The 22,422-nt window shown below is 42.7% G+C and carries 20 protein-coding genes and 1 pseudogene; 6 read left to right on the forward strand and 15 right to left on the reverse strand.

The genetic code is table 11. From position 1 onward, the window contains the following. Position 1: 1 nt before the first annotated feature. Together O4M77_RS07260 and O4M77_RS07265 are read right to left on the reverse strand one after the other, a co-directional pair. Complete coding sequence (locus O4M77_RS07260; protein WP_034170881.1) at positions 2 to 418, reverse strand: DUF6691 family protein; 417 nt, start codon at positions 416 to 418, stop codon at positions 2 to 4. Next, positions 419 to 835 (reverse strand): YeeE/YedE family protein, encoded by a 417-nt coding sequence (locus O4M77_RS07265; protein WP_179993036.1) that lies wholly within the window; start codon positions 833 to 835, stop codon positions 419 to 421. A 99-nt stretch (positions 836 to 934) separates the two neighbouring features. Between O4M77_RS07265 and O4M77_RS07270 the strand changes: the two genes are divergently transcribed. Continuing rightward, positions 935 to 1,246 (forward strand): ArsR/SmtB family transcription factor, encoded by a 312-nt coding sequence (locus tag O4M77_RS07270; protein WP_125278654.1) that lies wholly within the window; start codon positions 935 to 937, stop codon positions 1,244 to 1,246. Between the two features lie 63 nt (positions 1,247 to 1,309). Here the strand turns inward: O4M77_RS07270 and O4M77_RS07275 are convergent, their stop codons facing one another. Genes O4M77_RS07275 through O4M77_RS07285 form a run of 3 tightly spaced genes read right to left on the reverse strand, consistent with a single transcriptional unit; the run spans position 1,310 to position 4,477 of the window. After that, a complete protein-coding gene (locus O4M77_RS07275; protein WP_125279884.1) occupies positions 1,310 to 2,041 on the reverse strand; it encodes an ABC transporter ATP-binding protein in 732 nt (243 codons plus the stop codon). Then, complete coding sequence (locus O4M77_RS07280; protein ID WP_323713251.1) at positions 2,034 to 3,257, reverse strand: ABC transporter permease; 1,224 nt, start codon at positions 3,255 to 3,257, stop codon at positions 2,034 to 2,036. Before O4M77_RS07280 ends, O4M77_RS07275 begins: the two co-directional genes overlap by 8 nt. After that, positions 3,254 to 4,477 carry an efflux RND transporter periplasmic adaptor subunit gene (locus O4M77_RS07285; RefSeq protein WP_323713252.1) on the reverse strand — a complete coding sequence of 408 codons (1,224 nt, stop codon included), beginning with the start codon at positions 4,475 to 4,477 and terminating at the stop codon, positions 3,254 to 3,256. Before O4M77_RS07285 ends, O4M77_RS07280 begins: the two co-directional genes overlap by 4 nt. Before the next feature lie 378 nt (positions 4,478 to 4,855). Between O4M77_RS07285 and O4M77_RS07290 the strand changes: the two genes are divergently transcribed. The 3 genes and pseudogenes from O4M77_RS07290 to O4M77_RS07300 all read left to right on the forward strand — a co-directional run bounded on the left by O4M77_RS07290 (position 4,856) and on the right by O4M77_RS07300 (position 6,969). Beyond that, positions 4,856 to 5,725: an SDR family oxidoreductase gene (locus tag O4M77_RS07290; RefSeq protein WP_323713253.1), complete on the forward strand. Its 870-nt coding sequence runs from the start codon at positions 4,856 to 4,858 to the stop codon at positions 5,723 to 5,725. A 228-nt stretch (positions 5,726 to 5,953) separates the two neighbouring features. Beyond that, positions 5,954 to 6,117: pseudogene (locus tag O4M77_RS07295) on the forward strand (hypothetical protein). Positions 6,118 to 6,291: 174 nt separating this feature from the next. Continuing rightward, positions 6,292 to 6,969, forward strand: a complete 678-nt coding sequence (locus O4M77_RS07300) for a type 1 glutamine amidotransferase domain-containing protein (RefSeq protein ID WP_323713254.1) — start codon at positions 6,292 to 6,294, stop codon at positions 6,967 to 6,969. A gap of 104 nt (positions 6,970 to 7,073) precedes the next feature. On the opposite strand, the gene aliA is transcribed toward O4M77_RS07300, so the two are convergent. Genes aliA through O4M77_RS07320 form a run of 4 tightly spaced genes read right to left on the reverse strand, consistent with a single transcriptional unit; the run spans position 7,074 to position 11,571 of the window. Further along, the gene (gene aliA / locus O4M77_RS07305) at positions 7,074 to 8,741 is read right to left on the reverse strand and encodes a cyclohexanecarboxylate-CoA ligase (protein WP_323713255.1); all 1,668 of its coding nucleotides are present in this window, start codon (positions 8,739 to 8,741) and stop codon (positions 7,074 to 7,076) included. Positions 8,742 to 8,795: 54 nt separating this feature from the next. Then, positions 8,796 to 9,953, reverse strand: a complete 1,158-nt coding sequence (gene aliB / locus O4M77_RS07310) for a cyclohexanecarboxyl-CoA dehydrogenase (protein ID WP_034706207.1) — start codon at positions 9,951 to 9,953, stop codon at positions 8,796 to 8,798. 12 nt (positions 9,954 to 9,965) lie between these two features. Further along, positions 9,966 to 10,748 carry a 2-ketocyclohexanecarboxyl-CoA hydrolase gene (badI, locus tag O4M77_RS07315; protein WP_262737504.1) on the reverse strand — a complete coding sequence of 261 codons (783 nt, stop codon included), beginning with the start codon at positions 10,746 to 10,748 and terminating at the stop codon, positions 9,966 to 9,968. A gap of 58 nt (positions 10,749 to 10,806) precedes the next feature. Then, a complete protein-coding gene (locus tag O4M77_RS07320; protein ID WP_302700615.1) occupies positions 10,807 to 11,571 on the reverse strand; it encodes a glucose 1-dehydrogenase in 765 nt (254 codons plus the stop codon). A gap of 504 nt (positions 11,572 to 12,075) precedes the next feature. On the opposite strand from O4M77_RS07320, the gene O4M77_RS07325 reads away from it, so the two are divergent. Then, complete coding sequence (locus tag O4M77_RS07325) at positions 12,076 to 12,564, forward strand: MarR family winged helix-turn-helix transcriptional regulator (RefSeq protein WP_302700614.1); 489 nt, start codon at positions 12,076 to 12,078, stop codon at positions 12,562 to 12,564. A gap of 43 nt (positions 12,565 to 12,607) precedes the next feature. On the opposite strand, the gene O4M77_RS07330 is transcribed toward O4M77_RS07325, so the two are convergent. From O4M77_RS07330 to O4M77_RS07345, 4 genes are all read right to left on the reverse strand, one after another. Next, positions 12,608 to 13,477 carry an IS982 family transposase gene (locus O4M77_RS07330; RefSeq protein WP_323714093.1) on the reverse strand — a complete coding sequence of 290 codons (870 nt, stop codon included), beginning with the start codon at positions 13,475 to 13,477 and terminating at the stop codon, positions 12,608 to 12,610. 153 nt (positions 13,478 to 13,630) lie between these two features. Further along, positions 13,631 to 14,866, reverse strand: coding sequence for an MFS transporter (locus tag O4M77_RS07335; RefSeq protein ID WP_323714094.1), 1,236 nt, complete (start codon positions 14,864 to 14,866; stop codon positions 13,631 to 13,633). Positions 14,867 to 15,121: 255 nt separating this feature from the next. Beyond that, entirely contained in the window at positions 15,122 to 16,321 is a 1,200-nt protein-coding gene (locus O4M77_RS07340) for an acyl-CoA dehydrogenase (RefSeq protein WP_005235711.1), read from the reverse strand. Positions 16,322 to 16,353: 32 nt separating this feature from the next. Next, positions 16,354 to 17,508 carry an acyl-CoA dehydrogenase family protein gene (locus O4M77_RS07345; protein WP_323713256.1) on the reverse strand — a complete coding sequence of 385 codons (1,155 nt, stop codon included), beginning with the start codon at positions 17,506 to 17,508 and terminating at the stop codon, positions 16,354 to 16,356. 569 nt (positions 17,509 to 18,077) lie between these two features. Here O4M77_RS07345 and O4M77_RS07350 point away from each other — a divergent pair. Beyond that, entirely contained in the window at positions 18,078 to 18,914 is an 837-nt protein-coding gene (locus tag O4M77_RS07350) for an IclR family transcriptional regulator (protein ID WP_004785687.1), read from the forward strand. 163 nt (positions 18,915 to 19,077) lie between these two features. Here the strand turns inward: O4M77_RS07350 and O4M77_RS07355 are convergent, their stop codons facing one another. Next, positions 19,078 to 21,276, reverse strand: a complete 2,199-nt coding sequence (locus O4M77_RS07355) for an OsmC domain/YcaO domain-containing protein (RefSeq protein ID WP_323713257.1) — start codon at positions 21,274 to 21,276, stop codon at positions 19,078 to 19,080. 355 nt (positions 21,277 to 21,631) lie between these two features. Then, on the reverse strand, positions 21,632 to 22,402 hold the full coding sequence (locus O4M77_RS07360) for a hypothetical protein (RefSeq protein ID WP_323713258.1): 771 nt from the start codon (positions 22,400 to 22,402) through the stop codon (positions 21,632 to 21,634). Positions 22,403 to 22,422: the final 20 nt, after the last annotated feature.

Raw genomic sequence — 22,422 nt, forward strand, 5'->3', positions numbered from 1 at the left:
TTTATACTCCTGCCCATTTACGGTGAATCCAGACCCCAAGCAGCATAGCTGCAATAAAATACAAGGCTTGATAATGTCCCAAACCAATCAGGGTAAAACTGGGTGCCGGACAAATGCCTGCAATTCCCCAACCGATACCAAATAATAAACTACCCGACAGCAGTTTAGGATCAATCTTTTGATTCTTTGGTAAATCAATGGGTTCATTAAATAAAGTGGTCGGATGTGGATTATGTTTAGCTTTCTGGAAAGGAATAAAAGCCACCAGAATTGCCCCCATCATGACAAAGGCAAGACTGGCATCCCAATCCCCAAACAGATCCAGAAAATCCAGAACTTTTTCAGGATTAGACATACCTGAGAGCATTAAGCCGACTGAAAACAGGCCACCAAATAGAAAAGCGAATAGATTTTTCATTTAGATAGCTCCAACCAGATGACGAACAACATAAACCGTGATAAATCCCGCCAGCATAAAAGACCCGGTCGCAATAAAGGAGCGATTTGACAGACGGCTAATCCCACAGATGCCATGTCCACTGGTACAACCTGAACCTAAACGTGTACCAAAACCAACCAGCAAACCGGCAATGACCATCATCCATGGGCTGGCATTCAGCTCAATTTCTGGCTGAAACAATACGCCGTAGATAAATGGAACTATAAATAGTCCTGCTAAAAACCAGACCGCAGGAGTTTTGAAAATGGTCTTTCGATTAAGTACCTGCCCAACCAACCCACTCACGCCCGCAATACGGCCATTCACATACAGATAGCCGACCACTGAAAGACCAAGCAGTAATCCACCGAGAAACGCTGCCAAAAAGTCATGCATGAGCATATTCCACTTAAAATATATAATTTTATATTATATAATTATAAATATTAATCAAGACGGTTTTTAAATATTGTGTGACTAATACAGGTTTTTTATATGACAGCAGATGAAACTCAGACACGTATTGATTTTTCTCAGGCTCATGTGGTAAGCGAACGCTTAAAAGTGTTGTCGAATTCTGACCGACTGAAAATTCTATGTGTACTGGTCGATAGTGAAATGAATGTGCAACAGATTGAGCTACAAACAGATATTCACCAACCCACTCTCTCACAACAACTTACGGTGCTCCGAAAAGCCGAAATGGTCAGCACGCGTCGTGAAGGAAAGCAGATTTTCTATCAGCTTTCCGACCCCAAAGTACTTACCCTGATGCAAACCTTGTATCAGCTTTATTGCAAGGCTTAAGTGATAAGAAAAATCTTTATTTATCCATAATTGGAGAATACAAATTCTTAAAATATTTAAAAATTAAGTATTTTCAGGAATATCTGCTGGAGCTGTTCTGGTATCACTTTGAATCAGGCCGTCAACTAACTTGATGGTGCGATCACAACTAACAGACAAGCGCGGATCATGAGTCACCAGCAAAATGGCACAGCCCTGTTCCTTATTTACTTTACGAAACAGTTCAAAAACTTCAGACGCGGTCTGGGTATCCAGGTTCCCGGTCGGTTCATCGGCCAGTAACAAGGCGGGTTCTGTAATCAGTGCCCGAGCAATTGCAACACGCTGTTGTTGCCCGCCGGAAAGCTCATTCGGTTTTCGATGTGCATACTTTTCCAGCCCGACTGCAGCCAGAAGTTCATGAGCGCGGTCTAGAGCTTTTTGATCCGGTTTACCATGTGCCATCATTAACGGCATTAGGACATTGTCTAATGCATTAAAAGCTTGAATCAGATGATGAAACTGAAATACAAATCCAATACTGCTGCCGCGTAATGCGGTACGTGCAGCGTCATCCATACGGCTGGTGGGTTGACCAAGCAGATATAGTTCACCGCTAGTTGGCTGGTCCAATAGACCCAGAATATTCAATAAAGTACTTTTCCCCGAGCCTGAAGGACCAATTAGTGCTGCAAAGTCATTACGTTCAATACACAAATCAATGCCATGCAGAACTTCAACCTCATTGGGCTGACCAATATTATAGGATTTACGTAGTGCTTCCAGCCGCAGAACCTCATTCGATGAATCAGACATGACGAATCGCCTCCACAGGATCAAGTGCCGCAGCACGACGGGATGGTATAGCCGCTGCCACTACACCAGTCAATGTGGCCAGCAATAAAGCCAGCAATAGCAGATTGATTGAAATTGGAATATAGAACAGGCCTGGGCCAAATTCATTAAAGATCCAGACCAGTAAATAACTGACTGCACTGCCGATAATAGACCCCAACAAGCCAAAAATTGCGCCCTGAAACAGGAAAACGCGCAGGATTTGTCTTTGTGTAGCCCCTGTCGCCCTTAAAATGCCAATTTCACGAGTCCGTTGTACGACACTGACTGACAAGACGCTAGCAATACCAAAAGCAACGGATATGGCCACAAAAATAATAATCATATTGGTGGAAAGGCTTTGCGCTGAGATGGCATTCATTAACTGACCATTGGTTTTAATCCAGCTTTCTGCCTGTAAGGATGTCAAACGCCCGACCTGCGTTGCAATATTTTCTGCTTCAAAAATATCTTCTACCGTCAGGTCGATTACGGTGATCCCACCTGGCAGGCTGAGTAAGGACTGCGCCTGCTTTAAATCCATATAGACATAGCGCGAATCCAGCTCACGTACTCCGAGTTCAAAAATCCCGGCAATATTTACGACAGTACTGTTATCCTGCCCAGTATCTAATCGTAGCTTGCTACCCACCTGTACACCCAGATCTTTAGCCAGCTGACTGCCAATCATTACATCATCTGCACCGACACGTAACTGCCCACTGATCATATATTCTTTGAGTGGAATTATTTTCTGATAACGTTCTGGATCCATGCCCACCAGCGCAACCGATTCCTGAGCTTCACCACGCTGTGCGAATGCAGGTCCAGAAACTACTGGAGAAACAGCTGTCAATAAAGGCACCTGATCCAAGGTCGTCACGACCTCTTGCCAATTATTGATAGAGCGTAGTCTTTGGGCCCGTTTATCTTCTAGAACCAGCTGCACAGTGCCTGCGGGTGCGGGTATAACTTGGTTCACTTCATCGGGAGACAATAAACGGATATGTGCCTGTGTCCCTAAAGTCCTTTCGATGATATTAGACTGCAAGCCCTGTATCAGTGCCGAGATAAAAACAATCACAGACACCCCTACAGCAACACCCACTGTAATCATCAGAGACTGCATTCGGCCTTCTCGCAAAAAACTGATTGCGATCTTCCATTCGATCCAGAGACGCCCTAGTAATTTTTTCACTCGAATTTCACCGGTAATTCGTTTTTATTGCTGACATCATTGTTCTGGTCGGCATAGTTGATTTCTTCGGGCTTAAATCGAACTCGTGTGCCATCTTTTAAAGTTGAAGTTGCATCTGACAGTACCTGGTCACCCACTTTTAAACCGGAAATCACTTCAGACATGGCAAGTCCGCGCAGACCCAGTTTCACTTTTTGTCGCTGGATTTTGCTATCACGTACCAGTAATACGGTGGCCTGATCGCCCTGTACTTTCCCTAGCGCATCATTCGGAATCGCTAAGGTACGATCACGGCGACCTGTCTCGACATTAACCGATACCGTCATATCCTGACGCAGGAAATCAGGTACCGGATCAACCGATAGACGCACTTCTACCGTGCCGCGTTGAGGATCGATACTCGGTGCAATAAAATTAATCCGGGCTGGGAAAGGTTTATCCGGGTAAGCATCGGCAATTGCAGCCGCTTTCTGGGACAACGCCAGTCGTGACAGATTACGTTCATCCAGTGGTACACGGATTTCGGTATTGCCATCCATTGCAATGGTAAATAAGGTACGTCCTGGCTGAACCAGATCGCCAGGCTCAACATCACGGGTCAGCACCGTTCCAGCAACAGTTGCCCGGATTTTAGTTTTAGCCAGTTGAGCCTGTGCCACCGAAAGCTGCTCACGCAATGAGGCCTCTTCTACCTGACCCGGTGCCAGTGCAGCTGCTTTTAAACGCACAGTTTCATAATTATTACGTGCTACCCTTTCTGCCTCTACAGCCTGTTCAATTTCTTCTGCCGAAAGGATGCCTGCTTCGGCATTGCGACGACGCGTCGCTTCACGGCTGGCCTGTTCCAGCTGAGCTTTTGCTGAAGCTAACTCTGCTGAGGCTTGTGGACGGCGATTGGTTGCCAGTTCATTCAATGCGACTTCTGCCTGACGAACTTGGGCTGCCAGTTCATCCGATTTAAGTACAACTAGCAAATCGCCCGGTTTGACCCGATCGCCTTCCTTGACCCGACGTTCTAGTACCACGCCGGTTACTTCACTACCGACTTGAGCACGTGAAACGGTGATGACCTGCCCGGTGGCAACCACTGATTGCACCAGCGGCATCGGCTCTAAGGTATAACCTGTGACTTGTGGCCCTTGCCACCAGCGAAATACACCAAATGCAACGAGCAAAATTAAAAGGATCAGGACAATATATTTATAGCGGATAGCGCGCAATGTGCTTCTCCATTCTGGTTAAAAGCGCAGTTGTAAAGAAATACTTGTAGCTTATCTAGCTGTATATTTTAGATTTATTTGGTTGTAAATAAGTTATTGGTTTTATTTTGCAGATTGGTTCCTAAATCGACTTAACTCTGCTGCAATCTACTGAAGGTATGTTCCTGCTTATCGCTCTTTTTCTTAAAAAGAAACCCGATATTTCATTCTAGAAGTCGACTTTAAATAGCTCAAACATACAGTTTTAAAGTGTCAATTTAAGCTAAATGTATAAATGCTAAATCTTGCACAGGTTCTGTTATGAAATGTTGAGTCTAATTTAATCCCAACTAAAAGCTCCTAATATATTTTTTCATCAAGAGCAATCAAGGAAAGAATATGAATAACTATCCTGAAACTCCAGCTTCAACTGAAACCCAAGCCCATCAACCGGGTGGCCAGACTAAAATGGATCCTATCCCGGAAGTCATTAAAGAAAATTATAAAGGTAGCGATAAATTAAAAGGTAAAGTAGCACTCATTACAGGTGGTGACAGCGGGATCGGTCGCTCTGTATCAGTCTTATTTGCCCGCGAAGGTGCCGATATTGCCATTTGCTATCTGGATGAAGACCGAGATGCGCTTGATACCAAAAAAATGGTTGAAGCAGAAGGACGCCGTTGCCTGTTGATTCAATGTGATTTACAGCATCCTGATGAAATCAAAAAAATGGTTGAGCAGACCCTTCAGGAATTTAAAACCATTAATATTCTGGTAAATAATGCAGGTGTACAGTATCCGCAGGACAGTATTACTGATATTTCTCCAGACCAGTTATTCAAGACCTTTAATGTCAATATCCTGTCCATGTTCCATCTGACTCAGGCGGTGCTTCCGCATATGCAGGCAGGTGACAGTATTATTAATACGACCAGTATCACCAGCTATCATGGACATGACACGCTGATAGACTATTCGAGTACCAAAGGCGCAATTACTTCATTCACCCGCAGCTTATCTACCAATCTGGCGAAGAATAAAACCGGAATTCGTGTGAATGGTGTTGCACCAGGCCCAATCTGGACACCACTCATTCCAAGTAGCTTTGATGAAGAACAACTGGAAGATTTTGGTAAACAGACACCAATGGGACGTATGGGACAACCGAGTGAGGTCGCTCCTGCCTATTTATTTCTGGCCAGTGAAGAAGCCAGCTATATTTCAGGTCAGGTCATTCACGTAAATGGTGGCAGTATTATTAACGGCTAATCAAAGTTTGAAAGTAGATTGCGGTCTTTCTAGCCGTTATCTACTTTCTTCTAAAATATTTAATACGTTTTAGTTTAGACATCTTTAAAAAAAAAGAATTTGATGGATATCTATAAAATCCATCTTGTAGCTATAAAACAATTTAAACAAATCCTGACAGATGATTACCCGCATAAAAATCATCCCTTGTTATAGTGATTTCAGACCCTACCTGATGAGGATAGTAAAATGCCTAGAGGTGATAAATCAGCTTATACCGAAAAGCAAAAACGGCAAGCTAAGCATATTGAAGACAGTGAAAAGATCGTGGTCGCTCTGAAGACGAAGCAGAGCGTATTGCCTGGTCGACTGTGAATAAGCAGGACGGCGGTGGCAAGAAAAAGAAAAACTGAGCTATCCAAAGTTCAAGGAAAGTGATGCTATTGATTTAGCATCATTTCAACTATCCAGATTTTATTCTTTTTATTTTTAAACAATCGAAAAAGTCTGATGGCGTTAGATATTCAGATTCTTCCGTCTGTTTCTACTGTTTCATCAAATCATTCAAGATAATTTTAAGGAAAAATATGAAAATTCTGATTGTATTAACCTCCCATGATCAACTTGGCGAAACGGGTAAAAAAACCGGATTCTGGCTCGAAGAACTCGCTGCGCCTTATTACACTTTTATTGACGCAGGCGCAGACGTAACTTTGGCTTCTCCCGTGGGTGGCCAACCACCGCTTGATCCAAAAAGTAATGAACCTGATGCGCAAACCGAAACTACCAAACGTTTTGAAGCAGATGAAGTGGCCATGCAGGCTCTTGCCAATACACATAAATTAAGTGAAGTACTAAATCAGGATTTTGATGCGGTCTTTTATCCGGGCGGTCATGGACCGTTATGGGACCTAGCCAATGACCAGAATTCTATTTCCTTAATTGAACAGACTCTACAGGCCAATAAACCTGTGGCACTTGTCTGTCATGCACCGGGTGTACTTCGCGATGTTAAGAATGCAGAAGGCCGACCTATCGTCGAAGGTAAATCAGTGACTGGCTTTAGTAACACTGAAGAAGATGGTGTTGGCCTGACTGATATTGTGCCTTTTTTAGTTGAAGATACACTGAAAGAAAAAGGCGGACAGTATTCCAAGGCTGAGGACTGGCAGGTGTATGTACAGCAAGATGGCCTGGTAATTACCGGACAAAATCCGGCATCTTCTGCTGCAACGGCTGAGGCCCTATTAAAGTTATTAAAATAAGATTTTATCCAGATAAAAGTCATTGTAGGCCAGTTACTTATTTGCTGGTTAAAAACCCTGATGTCATGTCACATCAGGGTTTTTATTAGTTTTATACCGAGATTCTAATTCGCTACTGCTGCTGTTGATGCAATATGCTGGGCCAGTAACTCTCTGAGTTTAAATTTCTGGATTTTCCCAGATGGTGTCATCGGAATCTCATCCCAAATTTCCAAACGTTCTGGAATATATTGCACTGCCAGATTATGGGTTTTCAGGAAATCCACCAGCTCATTAAAACTTAAAGACTGTGTCGGATCTTTCAACTTGATAATCGCACAGGCACGCTCACCCAGCCGTTCATCTGCATAAGCCACTAAAGCGACCACCGCCACATTGGGATGTTTATATAAAAGTGATTCAATTTCTGCGACCGGAATATTTTCACCGCCACGAATGATTACATCCTTTTTACGGCCACAAATCCGAATATAACCTTTTTCATCCTGATAGGCGATATCGCCCGTATCAAACCAGCCATCTGCATCGGTATCATTTAAATGAGCCCGTTTGAGGTAGCCACCGAATCCAGAACAAGCACGAATCATCAAACGACCAGACTCATTTACCGGCTTGGTCTTCCCTGTTTTATCGACAATTTTGACGTCTACACCCGGTAAGGCAATACCATCAGTATTAAAAGAACGTTCATCGTCATCTTCTGGACAGGTAGTAGTGACCGCACCACATTCGGTCATCCCCCAAGCTGAAATCACTTTAACCCCTAAAATTTCCCGGGCTTTTTGTACCAGTGGTCCAGGAATTGGCGCACCGGCACAAAGGAAAATTTTCAGTGAGTCGACTTTGTCATGCTGTTCAGCCACAGTATTGGACAGGTCATTCAGGAATGGTGTTGAAGCCATGGTGAAATTCACCTGATGCTGATGAATCAGATCCACGGCTTTGGAGACATCCCAAACATCCTGTAATACCACTTTGGTATTGAGCTGAATTGGCATCATCAGACCATACATAAAACCGGTCTGGTGCGCCATCGGTGATGCCATGAGCACCACATCATTTTCAGCTAAATGCAGTCGCTCTGCATAAGGCACAATATTGGAAAATAAGGTATTGGCGGTATGCATCACGCCTTTCGGTTCACCCGTGGTGCCTGAAGTAAAGATCAATTGGGTAATATCATCCGGGCCAGATTCCAGCCTATCTAGTTCAGCAATGGCTGCAGCATTCTGTTCCAGACCATGATTCACTAACAGGCAATCAAAATTATTTTCGCCTTCACCATTTACTACGACGACATGTTGCAGGGTTTCCAGCTTGCTATGTAGCTGATTGGCCAACTGTTCATGGCTAAAATTGCGGAAAGTTTTAGGCACAACAAAAACTTTAGATTCGCCATGTTTAAGCATGAATTCCAGTTCACGCTCACGAAATATCGGCATGAGTGGATTCAATACAGCGCCAATACGACTACAAGCCAGATACAGCAAGGTAAATTCCCACCAGTTCGGCAACTGGCAAGACACCACATCATTTTTCTCAACACCCAACTGTTTCAAGCCCAGCGCAATTTTGTTGGTCATGTCCCAAATCTGCTGGTAGCTGAAGGTCTGTTCAGTTTGATTCTCGATCTTAAAACTCACTAAAGCTGTTTTGTCCGGATTTTTTTCTACCGCACTGCGTAAAAAATCGAGAATTGTTTGATTGAGCCAGTGTCCCTGTTTGAGCATGGCCTCTTTTCTTGTCGGGATTAGAACCGCATCGAAATCCATTCGCTTACTCCTCATTTTTTATAATAGTCTTATTCAGGCTGGGGCGTATTTTCCTTAAGCTGGTACAGCCTTACGTCCTGCCTTATGCCGAGCGATAATTGTTTTCATGATCTGTGCTGTGCCATCACCAATCTGGAAGCCCAGTACATCACGCATGCGCTGTTCCATCACACCACGGTCATAACCGGCATGACCGAAAGTCAACAGGCATTGATGAATCACATCATAGGCCAGTTTCGGCCCCCACCATTTACACATGCCAGCTTCAGAGGTATGTGGCAGATGATTGTCTTTAAGCCATAAGGTTTGCAGGCACAGTAATCGTGCAGCTTCCACCTGAGTTTCATATTCTGCTAACGGATGAGAAACACCCTGGAAAGCAGTAAGTGGCTGACCAAAAGCTTCACGTTGTGCAGCATATTCCCATGCCTCATCCAGACTGACGCGTGCAACCGCCAAAACTTGCAAACCAATCAGGGCACGCGAGAAATCAAAGCCTTGCATGACCTGAACGAAACCTTTGTTTTCATCGCCTAAACGGTGATTTACTGGTACACGAACATTATCAAAGAAGATCGAACCGCGACCAATCGCACGCTGGCCATGACAATCAAAACGTGTCGTGCTAATGCCTGGTAAATTCATTGGTACCAGTAAGGCGGTTACGCCATGTGCGCCACTTTCATTTGAACCAGTGCGGCCGAAAACCACTGAAGCATCTGCCTGATCGGCTGCTGAAATCGAAGTCTTTTCACCGTTAATGACATATTCATCGCCATCACGTTCAATCTTTAAACGTAAGTTGGCAGCATCTGAACCACCACGCGGTTCGGTCAGCGCAATTGAGAAAATCGCTTCACCAGCGGTCAGTTTTTTTAACCATGGCTCCACCACTTCAGGCTGTCCATGTTCTGCCAGAATCTGACCATTTAAAGAAGCCAGCAAGTTGATATAGGAAAAACTTAAGTCTGCTTTGGCAATGGCTTCATGGATAATCCCTGCCGCCAGTCGGCCCATGCCCTGACCGCCGTATTGTTCCGGCAGTTCTGGTGCAATAAAGCCCATTTCACCCATCTTTTTCACCAGATCACGATCAAAGACTCGGCTTTGGTCGCGCTCCAGAAATCCCGGAGCCACATATTTCTGGGCAAACTTTTCTGCCGTTTCAGCTAAAAATTCTAGATCTTCGGTGATATAAGGATTCTTTTTCATTGATCAGTCTCCTTATTTGGCATATTTACGGAATTCAGGCTGACGTTTTTCTTTCAGTGCATTGACGCCTTCACGAGACTCTTCGGTATCGTAATAAAGTTTTAGCGCATACATGCCCATGCCAGCGATCCCTGCCTGATGTGCGGTATCCATATTGAAACTGCGTTTGGCAATCGCGATTGCGGTCGGACTACGCTGACAGATTTCTTCGCCCCATGCCTGAACTTCTGCATCAAGTTGATCTGCCGGCACACATTTATTGGCCAAGCCAATTTCAACCGCTTCCTTACCAGAATAACGACGGCACATATACCAAATTTCACGGGCTTTCTTCTCACCCACGACACGCGCTAAAAATGCCGTGCCATAACCAGGATCAACAGATCCCATCTTTGGTCCGACCTGACCGAAAATGGCTTTATCTGAGCAGATCGTCAGATCACAAATGGTTGCCAGTACATTACCACCACCAATTGCATAACCTTGTACACGCGCAATCACCGGTTTTGGGACATCACGAATGGCGGTATGCAATTCTTCCATCGGTAAACCAATGGTACCGCGACCGTCATAATTTCCATCATGCGCAGACTGATCACCACCGGTACAGAAGGCTTTTTCACCCGCGCCAGCCAGTACAATCGCACCAACGTTACGGTCATAGCCTGCCTTATTTAAAGCCTTGATCAGTTCATCACAGGTCGTACCACGAAAGGCATTCATTTTTTCTGGACGGTTAATCGTGATCCAGGCTACACCGTTTTTTACTTCATATAAGATATCTTCAAAATTCATGTTCATTACGTCCTGTACTGTTTTATCTGTCTAATTTATTGTCGATTAATTTGATGCTTTAACCGTTCATGGTCAGGCCACCAGAGACACTAAGCACCTGTCCGGTAATAAAGCTGGCATCTTCGCTCAAGAAAAAGGCAATCGCAGAGGCTAAATCATCCGGTTGGCCCAAACGGCCCAGTGGAATGGCACGAACAAAGGCTTCACGTAATTTTTCCGGATTCGACGCACCTTCAGTCACGCCTGCAAGTAAAGCGGTGTCTGTTGGACCTGGGCAAATCACATTAATTTTGATGTTATGGCGTGAATGTTCGCGTGCCAGAGTTTTGGAGAAAGATAGCAATCCTCCCTTACAGGCTGCATAAACTGCTTCGCCTGAAGAACCAACACGAGCTGCATCTGAGGCAATATTAACGATGCTGCCAGCATTACGCTCGACCATGCCTTTCAGCACAGCAAAGTGCATATTCAGCATACCAACCAGATTGATCTGGATGAGTTTTTGCCATTCATCAGGCGTACTTTTGATGAAAGGTTTGAAAATGTCCCATCCGGCATTATTCACCAGTCCATCGATCGGGCCCAGTTCGGCCTCCGTTTTTTGGACTGCCTGTTCAACGACGTCACTTTGGGTAATATCACACTGAATTGCTAACGCCTGACCGTATTGATTAATTTCATTTGCCAGCTTCTCGGCAGCTTCCAGATTCATATCAAAAATGGCAACTTTTGCACCTTCTTCAGCCAGACGTCGGCAGGTTGCGGAACCAATTCCGCCTGCACCGCCTGTCACAATCATGACCTTGTCTCTTAATCCTTTCATTGCTTTATCCCTACGCTATTTGTTGTCGAATTTAATCAGCTGTTGTTCTAATTCGGTGTGTTTTATCTAAAATAGAAAGAGATTGAATTTATGTCAATATATTTACATAAAATAATATTTATATTTTTATAAATATTTAAATAACAATTAGTTAATAATTTTATTTATTCAATGTATTGACCTATATTGACTTTTGTCTTTAGAGTAACTCATATCTAGTCCCAGCTTATAACTAAGCTATTTCTGTTTCATGAAGGATGTTTTATTTCTTTAGATTGCTAGATGGCTGCCTTGATATTCAGCTAGGGAACGAACTGAGACCGTGAATATCAAGAGAGATATTTTGAATTATTCAACTGCTTAGTACAGAATTTAAAGGTGCAGATTTCTGCTAAAACACTATGATTTTTAAAACAAATTATAAAAGAAACTGATTTATGCGAAAAAGCGATAGGTTATACTTTGCTCCGTTTGGCTATTTCAGTTTTGAGGATGTTGCATATAGTGAGTGATACTTTGTCAAAAAAATATGATCAATCCTTATATTCCGCTCATAACCGGCTGTTTTTCCGTCTGTTTCAGGTGGGAAACAGTCTGGATCGAAAGTGCTTAAATGAGCTAAAAATATCTCCTGTGCATTGGGCTGTGCTGGGTGCCCTGTCTCGTCCTAAAGTTAAATCTGGTATGTCTTTTTCAGATCTGACCGAATATCTGGGTGTAAGCCGACAAAATCTGGATGCCGTCTTAAAACGACTGGAACGTGATGGACTGGTAGAGCGTGTTATCAATGAACAGGATCGACGTGCCAAAATTGTTGCGCTTACCACTGAAGGTTTTCAGACCTGGGATGGTCTGCAGAATGATTTTTTTGAATTTTATGGACAGGCCTTAAATAAACTGGCTTTTGATGATGTGATTACCCTGATTCATTTACTCAATAAAGTAAATGATGGTCTGAAAAGTATTCATCTGCAAAAAGAGTCGGACCAATAAAAAATAGAAATCTTATTTTTAAATTAAATAACCCGAATCCTGCTTAAGCCGATGACTTCATAATTTGAATTGTTGGCTTATTTTTATGGATCAGTTGATATGCACACAAGGACGCGTAAATCCCTCCTAGAAATCCATGAACACTACGTGCTTTGCTTGTCACTAAATTGTACTGACCTTTCAATAAACTGAATAAAGTCTCTATCTTATTGCGCTGTTTTAAGTGATATTTATCTGACTCAGAAAGTTGTATAGCCTGCATATTTTTTCGATGATAGGTAATTAAATCAATACCTTGCTCTTTCAACCTACTCTTCAGTTCTTGACTAATATAGCCACGATCTCCATACAACTTTGCTTCCATCTCTTTAACGAGTCTCTCAACCATTTTGATATCAGCCAAATGTCCATTGGATAAAGCAGAACAAGCAATTTCACCAAATTGATTCATCACAATATGTAATTTACAGCCATAAAACCAGCCCATTGAGCTTCTACCACGTGATGCAATTTGGACTAATGATTTATGGCGTTGAATACGTTGATTTTTACAAACTGGCAGAGTTGTTGAATCAATCCATAAATATTGTGTACCTTGGCCTTTCATTAGCGCCACATGTAAAGCGTGTAGAGCTAATTGATGTCTATTAATCAGATGAATCATCCGTTGGTAACAGGGTAAGCTTTTAAATAAATGATTTTTATCCTGTTTCAACCATGTGAAAAATGCTTTGAAATTAGTGAAATGAGAATATTTATACCAGATCGCGATAAAAGTGATTTCTGAGATACTCAAGTGAGCGGTTCGGACTCTGGAGAAACGACGACTTTGTTTAAGGAAATTCCAGTAGGTTGCTTCAAATTTAAGAAAGAAATCATCAATTACGCAAAATAATTCGGTACTATTAAACATCGGGACTAGAGTTTTAAGTTTTGTGTGGTAACTCAACTGATGGCTCTAGTCCTCTTATTTTTCAAGTCAATTTTTTATCCGCGATTCGGGTTAAATAGATAAAAAATGAGCCCTTATGAGGCTCATTTTTAACATCATTGTTTAAAATGATCATTATGCTTTTTGTGGGTCATATTGACGATCTTTGATAAAGATCCCAGACACTGCACCACACAAGAAATAGGCACCGCCCATAATCAGGAAGCCCAAGCCAATTGAACCACCACTCGCTGCTGCACCAATAATCGCAGGTGCAAACATCGCACCAATACGTCCTGCATTATAAGCACCACCGACGGCTGTACCGCGGATCGAAGTGGCAAAGCTTTCGGTCATATAAGTGGCATTAATTGCATACGGAATACCATAGAGGAAGCCAAAGAAAATCAGCAGATAGGCAATATTATCCGGGGTGTTGAACAGCACAATTACCGGTAAGAAAATCGCTGTACCAATCGCGCCAAACGAGAAAACGGCGCGTCGACCTAAACGGTCTGCAGCAAAACCGGCCAGAACTTTACCAAAAATCATGGCAACATAGGTTCCGATCATATAACCCGCCATTGATTTAAAGTTCATATGTAATTCAGATTCTAGATAAGCTGGCATCCAGTTATTTACACCGTAATAGCCAAACTGCAGAAAACCAGCCGTGAAAATCCATAAAATAAACATCTTGCGATTCACAGGATCTGCAAAGATTTCTTTGACGGTACTTTTCTTAACAGGCCGTTTGGTGGTTTCTTCAGCGGGTGCATATAAACGCAGTAATCTTGCACGCTGCCACGATTCAGGTTCAGGAACCAGTTTCTGGATAAAAATCGCCATAACGGATGGGATAATCGCGACAAAAAACAGTGTACGCCAGCCATATTCAGGAATAATCCAACCTGCCAATACAGTAGCTACGATATAACCAACCGTCCAACCTGCCTGTAAGGTACCTAAAATTGTAGTCCGGTATTTGGTTGGTACATATTCAGCCATCAGTGTGCTGGCTGCAATATATAAAGACCCGATCCCGAACGCAGACAGGAAACGTAGTACAGCAAATTGTTCATAGTTTTGGGTAAAGCCCAAGGCCGCAGTTAATACTGAAAAGATTAGAATTGAAATAACGACTGTACGTACCCGGCCTAAACGGTCGCAGGCCCAGCCACCAAAAAAGCCACCAATGGCCATACCAGCAAGTGTCCAGCTACCGAGTGCACCTGCCTGAATACTACTTAAAGAAAATTCTTGTTTGAGGCTGGTTAGACTGTAGGCTAATAGTGCAAGATCTGCACCATCTACCAATAATGCTAAAAATGAAAAGATAAAAGCCAGAATCCAGACCTTTTTCTTAGGCATATTTTCTTCTGGTAGAAGGTTTTGTTGTGAATTAAGCGTATTCATAATGTCCTTTACACTTTGCTGGCACTCCTGTGCCCTTTAGAAGTTTATGTTTCACCTAATTAATTAAATGAAACATAAAGGGTTTGATTGATCTTTAATTCTGAATCTGACTAGATTTTTAAAATCTATCCCAGAACTGGATTGGCTGACTTTAATTAAAGTCAGCCAAAACAAACTAGCCAGCAATGCTGGCTAGAAGTTGATCTGCATTTAGTTGGAAAAAGCAGCAATACCTGTTTGCGCACGACCTAGAATTAAGGCGTGTACATCATGGGTACCTTCATAAGTGTTGACCACTTCCAGGTTTACCAGATGACGTGCCACACCGAATTCATCAGAAATGCCGTTACCGCCCATCATGTCTCGCGCTAAACGGGCAATATCTAAGGCTTTACCACAGTTATTACGCTTGATCAGTGAAGTACCTTCCACTGAAGCAATGCCTTCGTCTTTCATACGGCCAAAACGTAAAGCCACTTGCAGACCCAACGCAATTTCAGTTTGCATATCCGCCAGTTTTTTCTGGATCAGCTGATTCGCAGCCAATGGACGACCGAACTGTTTACGGTCCATGGTGTATTGATGCGCTGTATGCCAACAGAATTCAGCTGCACCCATCGCACCCCAGGCAATACCATAACGGGCACTGTTCAGACAGGTAAATGGACCTTTTAGACCACGAATTTCCGGGAACGCGTTTTCTTCTGGAACAAAAACATTGTCCATCACGATTTCACCGGTAATCGAAGCACGCAGGCCAACCTTACCGTGAATCGCTGGTGCAGAAAGCCCTTCCCAGCCTTTTTCTAGAATAAAGCCACGAATATCACCGACATTGCCTTCAGGAGACACTTCTTTTGCCCAAACCACAAAGACATCAGCAATCGGACTGTTGGTAATCCACATTTTCGCGCCCGTCAGACGGTAACCACCATCCACCTTTTTCGCACGGGTAATCATGCTGCCCGGATCTGAACCATGATCTGGTTCAGTCAGACCGAAACAACCGATGTATTCACCGGTCGCCAGTTTTGGCAAATATTTCTGTTTCTGTTCTTCAGAACCAAATTCATTGATTGGCACCATCACAAGAGAACTTTGCACACTGGCCATAGAACGGTAACCGGAATCCACACGTTCTACTTCACGGGCAATCAGACCATAGCTGACATAATTTAAACCTGCACCACCATACTGCTCTGGAATGGTTGGACCCAGCAGACCCAGCTCACCCATTTCACGGAAAATGGTGGGATCAGTTTTTTCATGACGGAACTGTTCTAGTACACGTGGCATCAGCTTATCCTGACAGTACGCATGCGCGCTGTCACGGATCATGCGTTCTTCTTCGGTCAGTTGCTGCTCCAGTAAGAATGGATCTTGCCAGTCAAATCTAATTCTTGTGCTCATTTTAATATTTCCAATATTCTAAAATTTGCTGCTTAAGCGGTTGCTTGTTTAATCATTTCACGTGCAATGATGATTTGCTGGATTTGAGTTGTACCTTCATACAGACGGAACAAACGCACATCACGGTAGAAACGTTCAATTGAATATTCACTGATATAGCCCGCGCCACCATGAATTTGCAGACAGCGATCCGCTACACGGCCACACATTTCAGTGGCAAACATTTTCGCGCATGAAGATTCTGTGGTCACATTCTTACCTTCGTCACGCAGACGAGCAGCATCTAGAACCATACATTTGGCTGCGTAAATCTCAGCTTTAGAGTCTGCCAGCATGCCTTGGATAAGCTGGAAACTCGCAATCGGTTGACCGAACTGCTTGCGTTCCACTGCATAATTTAAAGCGTCTTCCAGCATACGCTCTGCCATACCTACGCTATAGCCAGCAATGTGCAGACGGCCTTTATCCAGGACACGCATTGCAGTTTTAAAGCCAATGCCTTCAACACCACCGATCAACTGATCTTTATGAACTTTACAGTTGTCAAAAATCACGTCACAAGTGTATGAACCGTGTTGACCCATTTTTTTATCAATTTTGCCCAGACTTAGGCCCGGTGTATTCGCTTCTACCAGGAATGCAGAAATGCCGCTTGCACCTTTGATATCAGGATTGGTACGCGCCATCACCGTAAATGTTGTTGCACGCGGTGCATTGGTAATAAAACGTTTGGTACCGTTTAAAATATAGTAATCGCCATCTTTAACCGCGCTGGTTTTTAAAGATGCTGCATCTGAACCTGAATCTGGCTCAGTTAAACAGAATGAACCAATGATTTCACCAGTCGCATAACGTGGCAGGTATTTCTGTTTTTGCTCTTCTGTACCGTCAATCACGATCCCGCTTGAACCGATCCCGTTATTGGTCCCGATCAAAGAACGGAATGCAGCCGATGTACGGCCTAATTCCATTGCGACCAGAATTTCCTCTTCCATGGTGATACCTAAACCGCCGTATTCCTCTGGAATGGTTAGGCCAAACAGACCCAATTCTTTCATCTGCTCGACAATACGCTCAGGAATCGCGTTACTTTCTTCAACTTCATGTTCTAAAGGAACTAGTTCATTTTTGACAAAGTTACGAATAGTCGAAAGAAGTTGCTCAAGCATTTCCGGATCGCGAATCATAGGGATCTCCATGTTATTTAGTTCATCTGGGTAAATTCCTTTACCCTTTAATTTTAGTTTCGTAATACGAAATAAATAATCATAAAAATTCATTTTGAGCAAGAAAAATTATTAAAAATTTTATTTTTTAACCAAAAAAGCAAATTTTTCTGGATTTAATGAAAAATTATAGTTAGAATTTTATTTCACAATGCGAAATTTTTAGATTATTAATAGATTTAGAAAAGAGTTAGATGATTTGAATCAGATCATAATTCCTTCTATAAAAGCGTAATGAGATAACAAGATTTCAATTAAATCGTGCTAATGATATTAGTTTTGATTAGCCCCATTTCCCTGAAATTTTTCTCTAGCGCACTTTAAATTTTCTAAAGATACTTAAAGATCATTACAGGTCTTAAATATTTATAAATCTTGCATTATTTTTAGCTGAATAGCGCTAATTGACTTAAATACAGATAAAGTGAGCACTTTTTTATTTATTTTTATCATTAATAGAAGTGTTTTATTTTGTATCGTGAAATTTAATTGCTATCATATTTATTAATTTACCTTTAATTGCTCTGACCATGACAAAAAATAAAACTGGCGAAATACCTAATTTTGATGAGATCCGTTTAGATCCGATTTCACATATTCATAGAGAAAATAACCCACAATTTATCGCGTCTATTGCACGTGGTTTAGAAATCCTCAGATGTTTTTCAGCAACGAATCAATTACTGGGCAACCAGGAAATTGCACAACTGACTAATCTACCAAAACCGACTGTTGCCCGGATCACCAGCACGCTGGTTTCTTTAGGTTATCTAAAACAGTTACCCAATACGACCAAATATCTGTTGGACGTTGGTGTATTGGCTTTGGGTTATGCGGCGTTAAGCAATATTTCGGCACGTACACAGGCTTATCCATTTATGGAAGAAATGTCACGTTATGCGCAAGCGCCTGTTGCCATGGCAACCCGTGATCGTCTGAGCATGATTTATCTGGAAGTGGTTCATACAGAGTCTACTTTGACCATGCGTCGTCCAGTTGGCTCTACCCTGCCAATCCACAGTAGTGCGATGGGCCGTGCCTGCCTGGCTGCGATGGAAGTTAAAGAACGTGAATATTTATTTGATGCGATCAAGAAAAGAAATGAAGATCAATGGCCAACCATTAAGCGTAATTTAGAACGTGCCATCCGTGACTATCAGGATTATGGCTATTGCTTATCTCTCGGTGATTGGGCCAAAGATGTGAACTCTGTTGCAGTGCCATTGATTCATCCTAAACATGGTATTCTGACCTTTAACTGCGGCGCGCCAACTTATTTACTCAATCAGGAAAAACTGGAAAATGAGATTGGTCCTCGTCTGATTCATATGGTTAATAACATTTCCCTGACTTTAAATAATATTTAAGCTGTTATTTAAGATTTAAATGGGCGGCAAGGATCGCCCTTTATTTTTTCTTTTTTTAATTACTCCTAAGATGTTAGAGCAATATAAAAAATAGCCCATTCTAAGATGGGCTATTTTTTTAAAGATTTAAAGACTAGCAAAGTCAGCTAATCATCTTCACTTACTAAGCTGCTACAAACTTGGCACGCGCTGCATGCAGTTTCTTGTAGCTGTCAATTAAACGTAGATGACGATCCAGACCTTCAAGCTGCATATTGGTTTCAGCTAAACCGTAGAAACGTACTGTGCCTTCTACTGAACCGAGGACTGCATCCATACGGGCATCGCCAAACATACGACGGAAGTTGTGTTCATAGTCTTCCAGTTCCATTTCATCATCCAGAATGACTTCAAGCACTACATTCATGCACTGATAGAACAGGCCACGTTCAACCGTGTTGGTATTGTATTGCAGGAACTGCTCAACCAGATCTTTAGCTTCTTCAAATTGCTGTAACGCCAGATAGATCAGCAGTTTTAGTTCCAGAATGGTTAACTGACCCCATTCGGTATTTTCGTCAAATTCAATCCCGATCAGGGTACGGATCTCGGTGTAATCATCTTCATCTGCTTCTTCCAGACGTTCAACCAGAGCTTCCAGCTGTTCATCATCCAGACGATGCAGGTTCAGAATATCTTCACGATATAACAGCGCCTTGTTAGTATTGTCCCAAACCAGATCTTCCACCAGATAGATTTCTGAATAACCCGGTACCAGAATACGGCAGGCTGTTGCTCCCAGATGCGTATAAACCGCCATATATACTTCTTTATCCATATCTTGCAGGATGTTCAGCATGGCTTCAGCTTCTTCGGCATTGCTGTTTTGACCGTTATTGGTAAAGTCCCACTCCACGAATTCATAATCCGCTTTGCTGCTAAAGAAACGCCAAGACACGACACCACTTGAGTCAATAAAGTGCTCAACAAAGTTATTTGGCTCAGTGACTGCATTTGAACTGAAGGTTGGTTTTGGCAGATCATTTAGGCCTTCAAAACTACGGCCTTGTAGCAGTTCAGTCAGACTGCGTTCTAGTGCTACTTCAAAGTTTGGATGTGCGCCAAATGAAGCGAATACCCCACCAGTACGTGGGTTCATCAGGGTGACACACATGACTGGGAATTGACCGCCTAATGAGGCATCTTTGACCAGTACCGGGAAGCCCTGTTCTTCCAGACCTTTAATCCCTTCAACAATCTTTGGATATTTGGCTAGTACATGTTCTGGTACATCTGGCAGGGTCAATTCACCTTCCAAAATTTCACGTTTCACCGCACGTTCAAAGATTTCAGACAGACATTGTACTTGAGCTTCTGCCAATGTATTACCGGCACTCATACCATTACTCAGGTATAAGTTTTCAATCAGGTTCGATGGGAAATATACGGTTTCGCTGTCAGACTGACGCACAAATGGCAGTGAACAGATGCCGCGTGCTTTATTACCTGAGTTAGTGTCATATAAATGTGTACCCAGTAACTCACCTTCCGGATCGTAAATTTCACGGGTGTAGTCATCTAAAACTTCAGCTGGCAATTCGCCATTTGGACCTGGCTGGAACCATTTTTCATCTGGATAATGAACAAACTCGGCATTGGCCAGGTCTTCACCCCAGAACTGGTCGTTATAGAAGAAGTTACAGTTCAGACGTTCAATAAATTCACCCAGCGCCGATGCCAGTGCACTCTCTTTGGTCGAGCCTTTACCATTGGTAAAGCACATTGGTGACTGTGCATCACGGATATGCAGCGACCAGACATTCGGCACGATATTACGCCACGAAGCAATCTCGATCTTCATGCCCAGACCAGCCAGAATGCCAGACATATTGGCAATCGTTTCTTCCAGCGGCAGGTCCTTACCCGGAATCATGGTGCTCTGACCAGAAGCCAAGTTTGGCATTAGCAAGGCCTGTGCATCAGCATCAATGCTTTCGACTTCTTCAATGACAAATTCAGGACCGGTCTGGATTACCTTTTTCACAGTACAACGGTCGATTGAACGCAAAATGCCTTGGCGGTCTTTTTCAGAAATATCAGCTGGCAGTTCAACCTGAATTTTGAATATCTGTTTGTAACGGTTTTCCGGATCAACAATATTGTTTTGCGACAGACGAATATTATCGGTTGGGATATTACGTGCCAGACAGTAAACTTTTACGAAATACGCTGCACATAAAGCTGAAGATGCCAGAAAATAATCAAATGGGCCTGGCGCAGAACCATCACCTTTATAGCGGATCGGCTGATCGGCGATTACCGTGAAGTCATCGAACTTGGCTTCCTGACGAAGATTATCGAGATAATTGACCTTAATTTCCATGTGGATACCTAAATATTCTTATGTGCCGCCACGGACAGATAAGATGCTAAATCTGAATATACAAGCCGAATCACGGAGGAGAATTTGACTCAAAAATAAAAATAACCCGGGTTAAACCTTCAACTAGTTAGTTTGAGGATTAGCTCGAGTAAGAATGGGCGCTATTATAGAATCATTTTATGAAATTGATAATGTTTGCTCGAATTTCCTGCAGATTTATCAAAATATCTGTTAATTAAATATTCAGGAAATCTGGCTTTAAGCCGGGAACAGGCTGTTTTTATTGATACTTGCTGTTCCCGACTGGATTTTATGGACTGCGAAATGCGTCTTTTAAATCAGATCAAGATCCAACTTAAAAGTCATAGCCAATACCAAACACAGCGAGATCGCGCTGTTTATCACCAAAACGGTCGTAACCACCGAAGATATAATCACCAGACAAGGTCAATTTCGGCGCAACTTCATAACTTAATCCAGCAGTTGCATAACGGAAAGCATGCTGTTTTGTGGTATTACCTAGCTCATTACCTTCATATTTACCTTCATCATTAAAATAACCACCTGCTGCACCGACATGCGCACCAAGCTTGTTATTAATCTGATGGGTTAAATCCAGGGTATAAAAAGTATCACCTTGATTGGCATAGGCGACATCATATAAATAGGTCGATACACCCGCTGTGACGCTGGTCTTGTCATTCAGTGCACGACTTACATTCAAACCTAATTCATTTGAAGTGGTATGGCTGCCACCCGGATAATAGTAGGTCGCATCCCAAAAATTCCAGTCGTAGTTTTCACTGCTATAGGTATAGCCCACGATAAAATCATGTTCGACTTTATCGCGACGATGTGACTTCTTGCCTTCCAGTTCCGGATAGGAATAACCTAAGGTTGAGCCCCAGTAACCGACATAAAAATTACCATAAGCCAGATTCAGCGCCGCCTGTAAGGCAACGTCATCATTTTCTGGCGCATTGGTCAGACCACGGGAGATGTATTTAGAAACTACACTGATGTTTCCACTGGTTTCAATTTTTTTTGCTTCTGCATCATCTGCAAAACAATAAACACTAGAAACAGCAGCACAGCCGAAAAGGACTATTTGTTTGAAAATTCTCATAAAATATAAATTATATTAAG

The organism is Acinetobacter sp. YWS30-1 (assembly GCF_033558715.1).
GTDB lineage: Bacteria > Pseudomonadota > Gammaproteobacteria > Pseudomonadales > Moraxellaceae > Acinetobacter.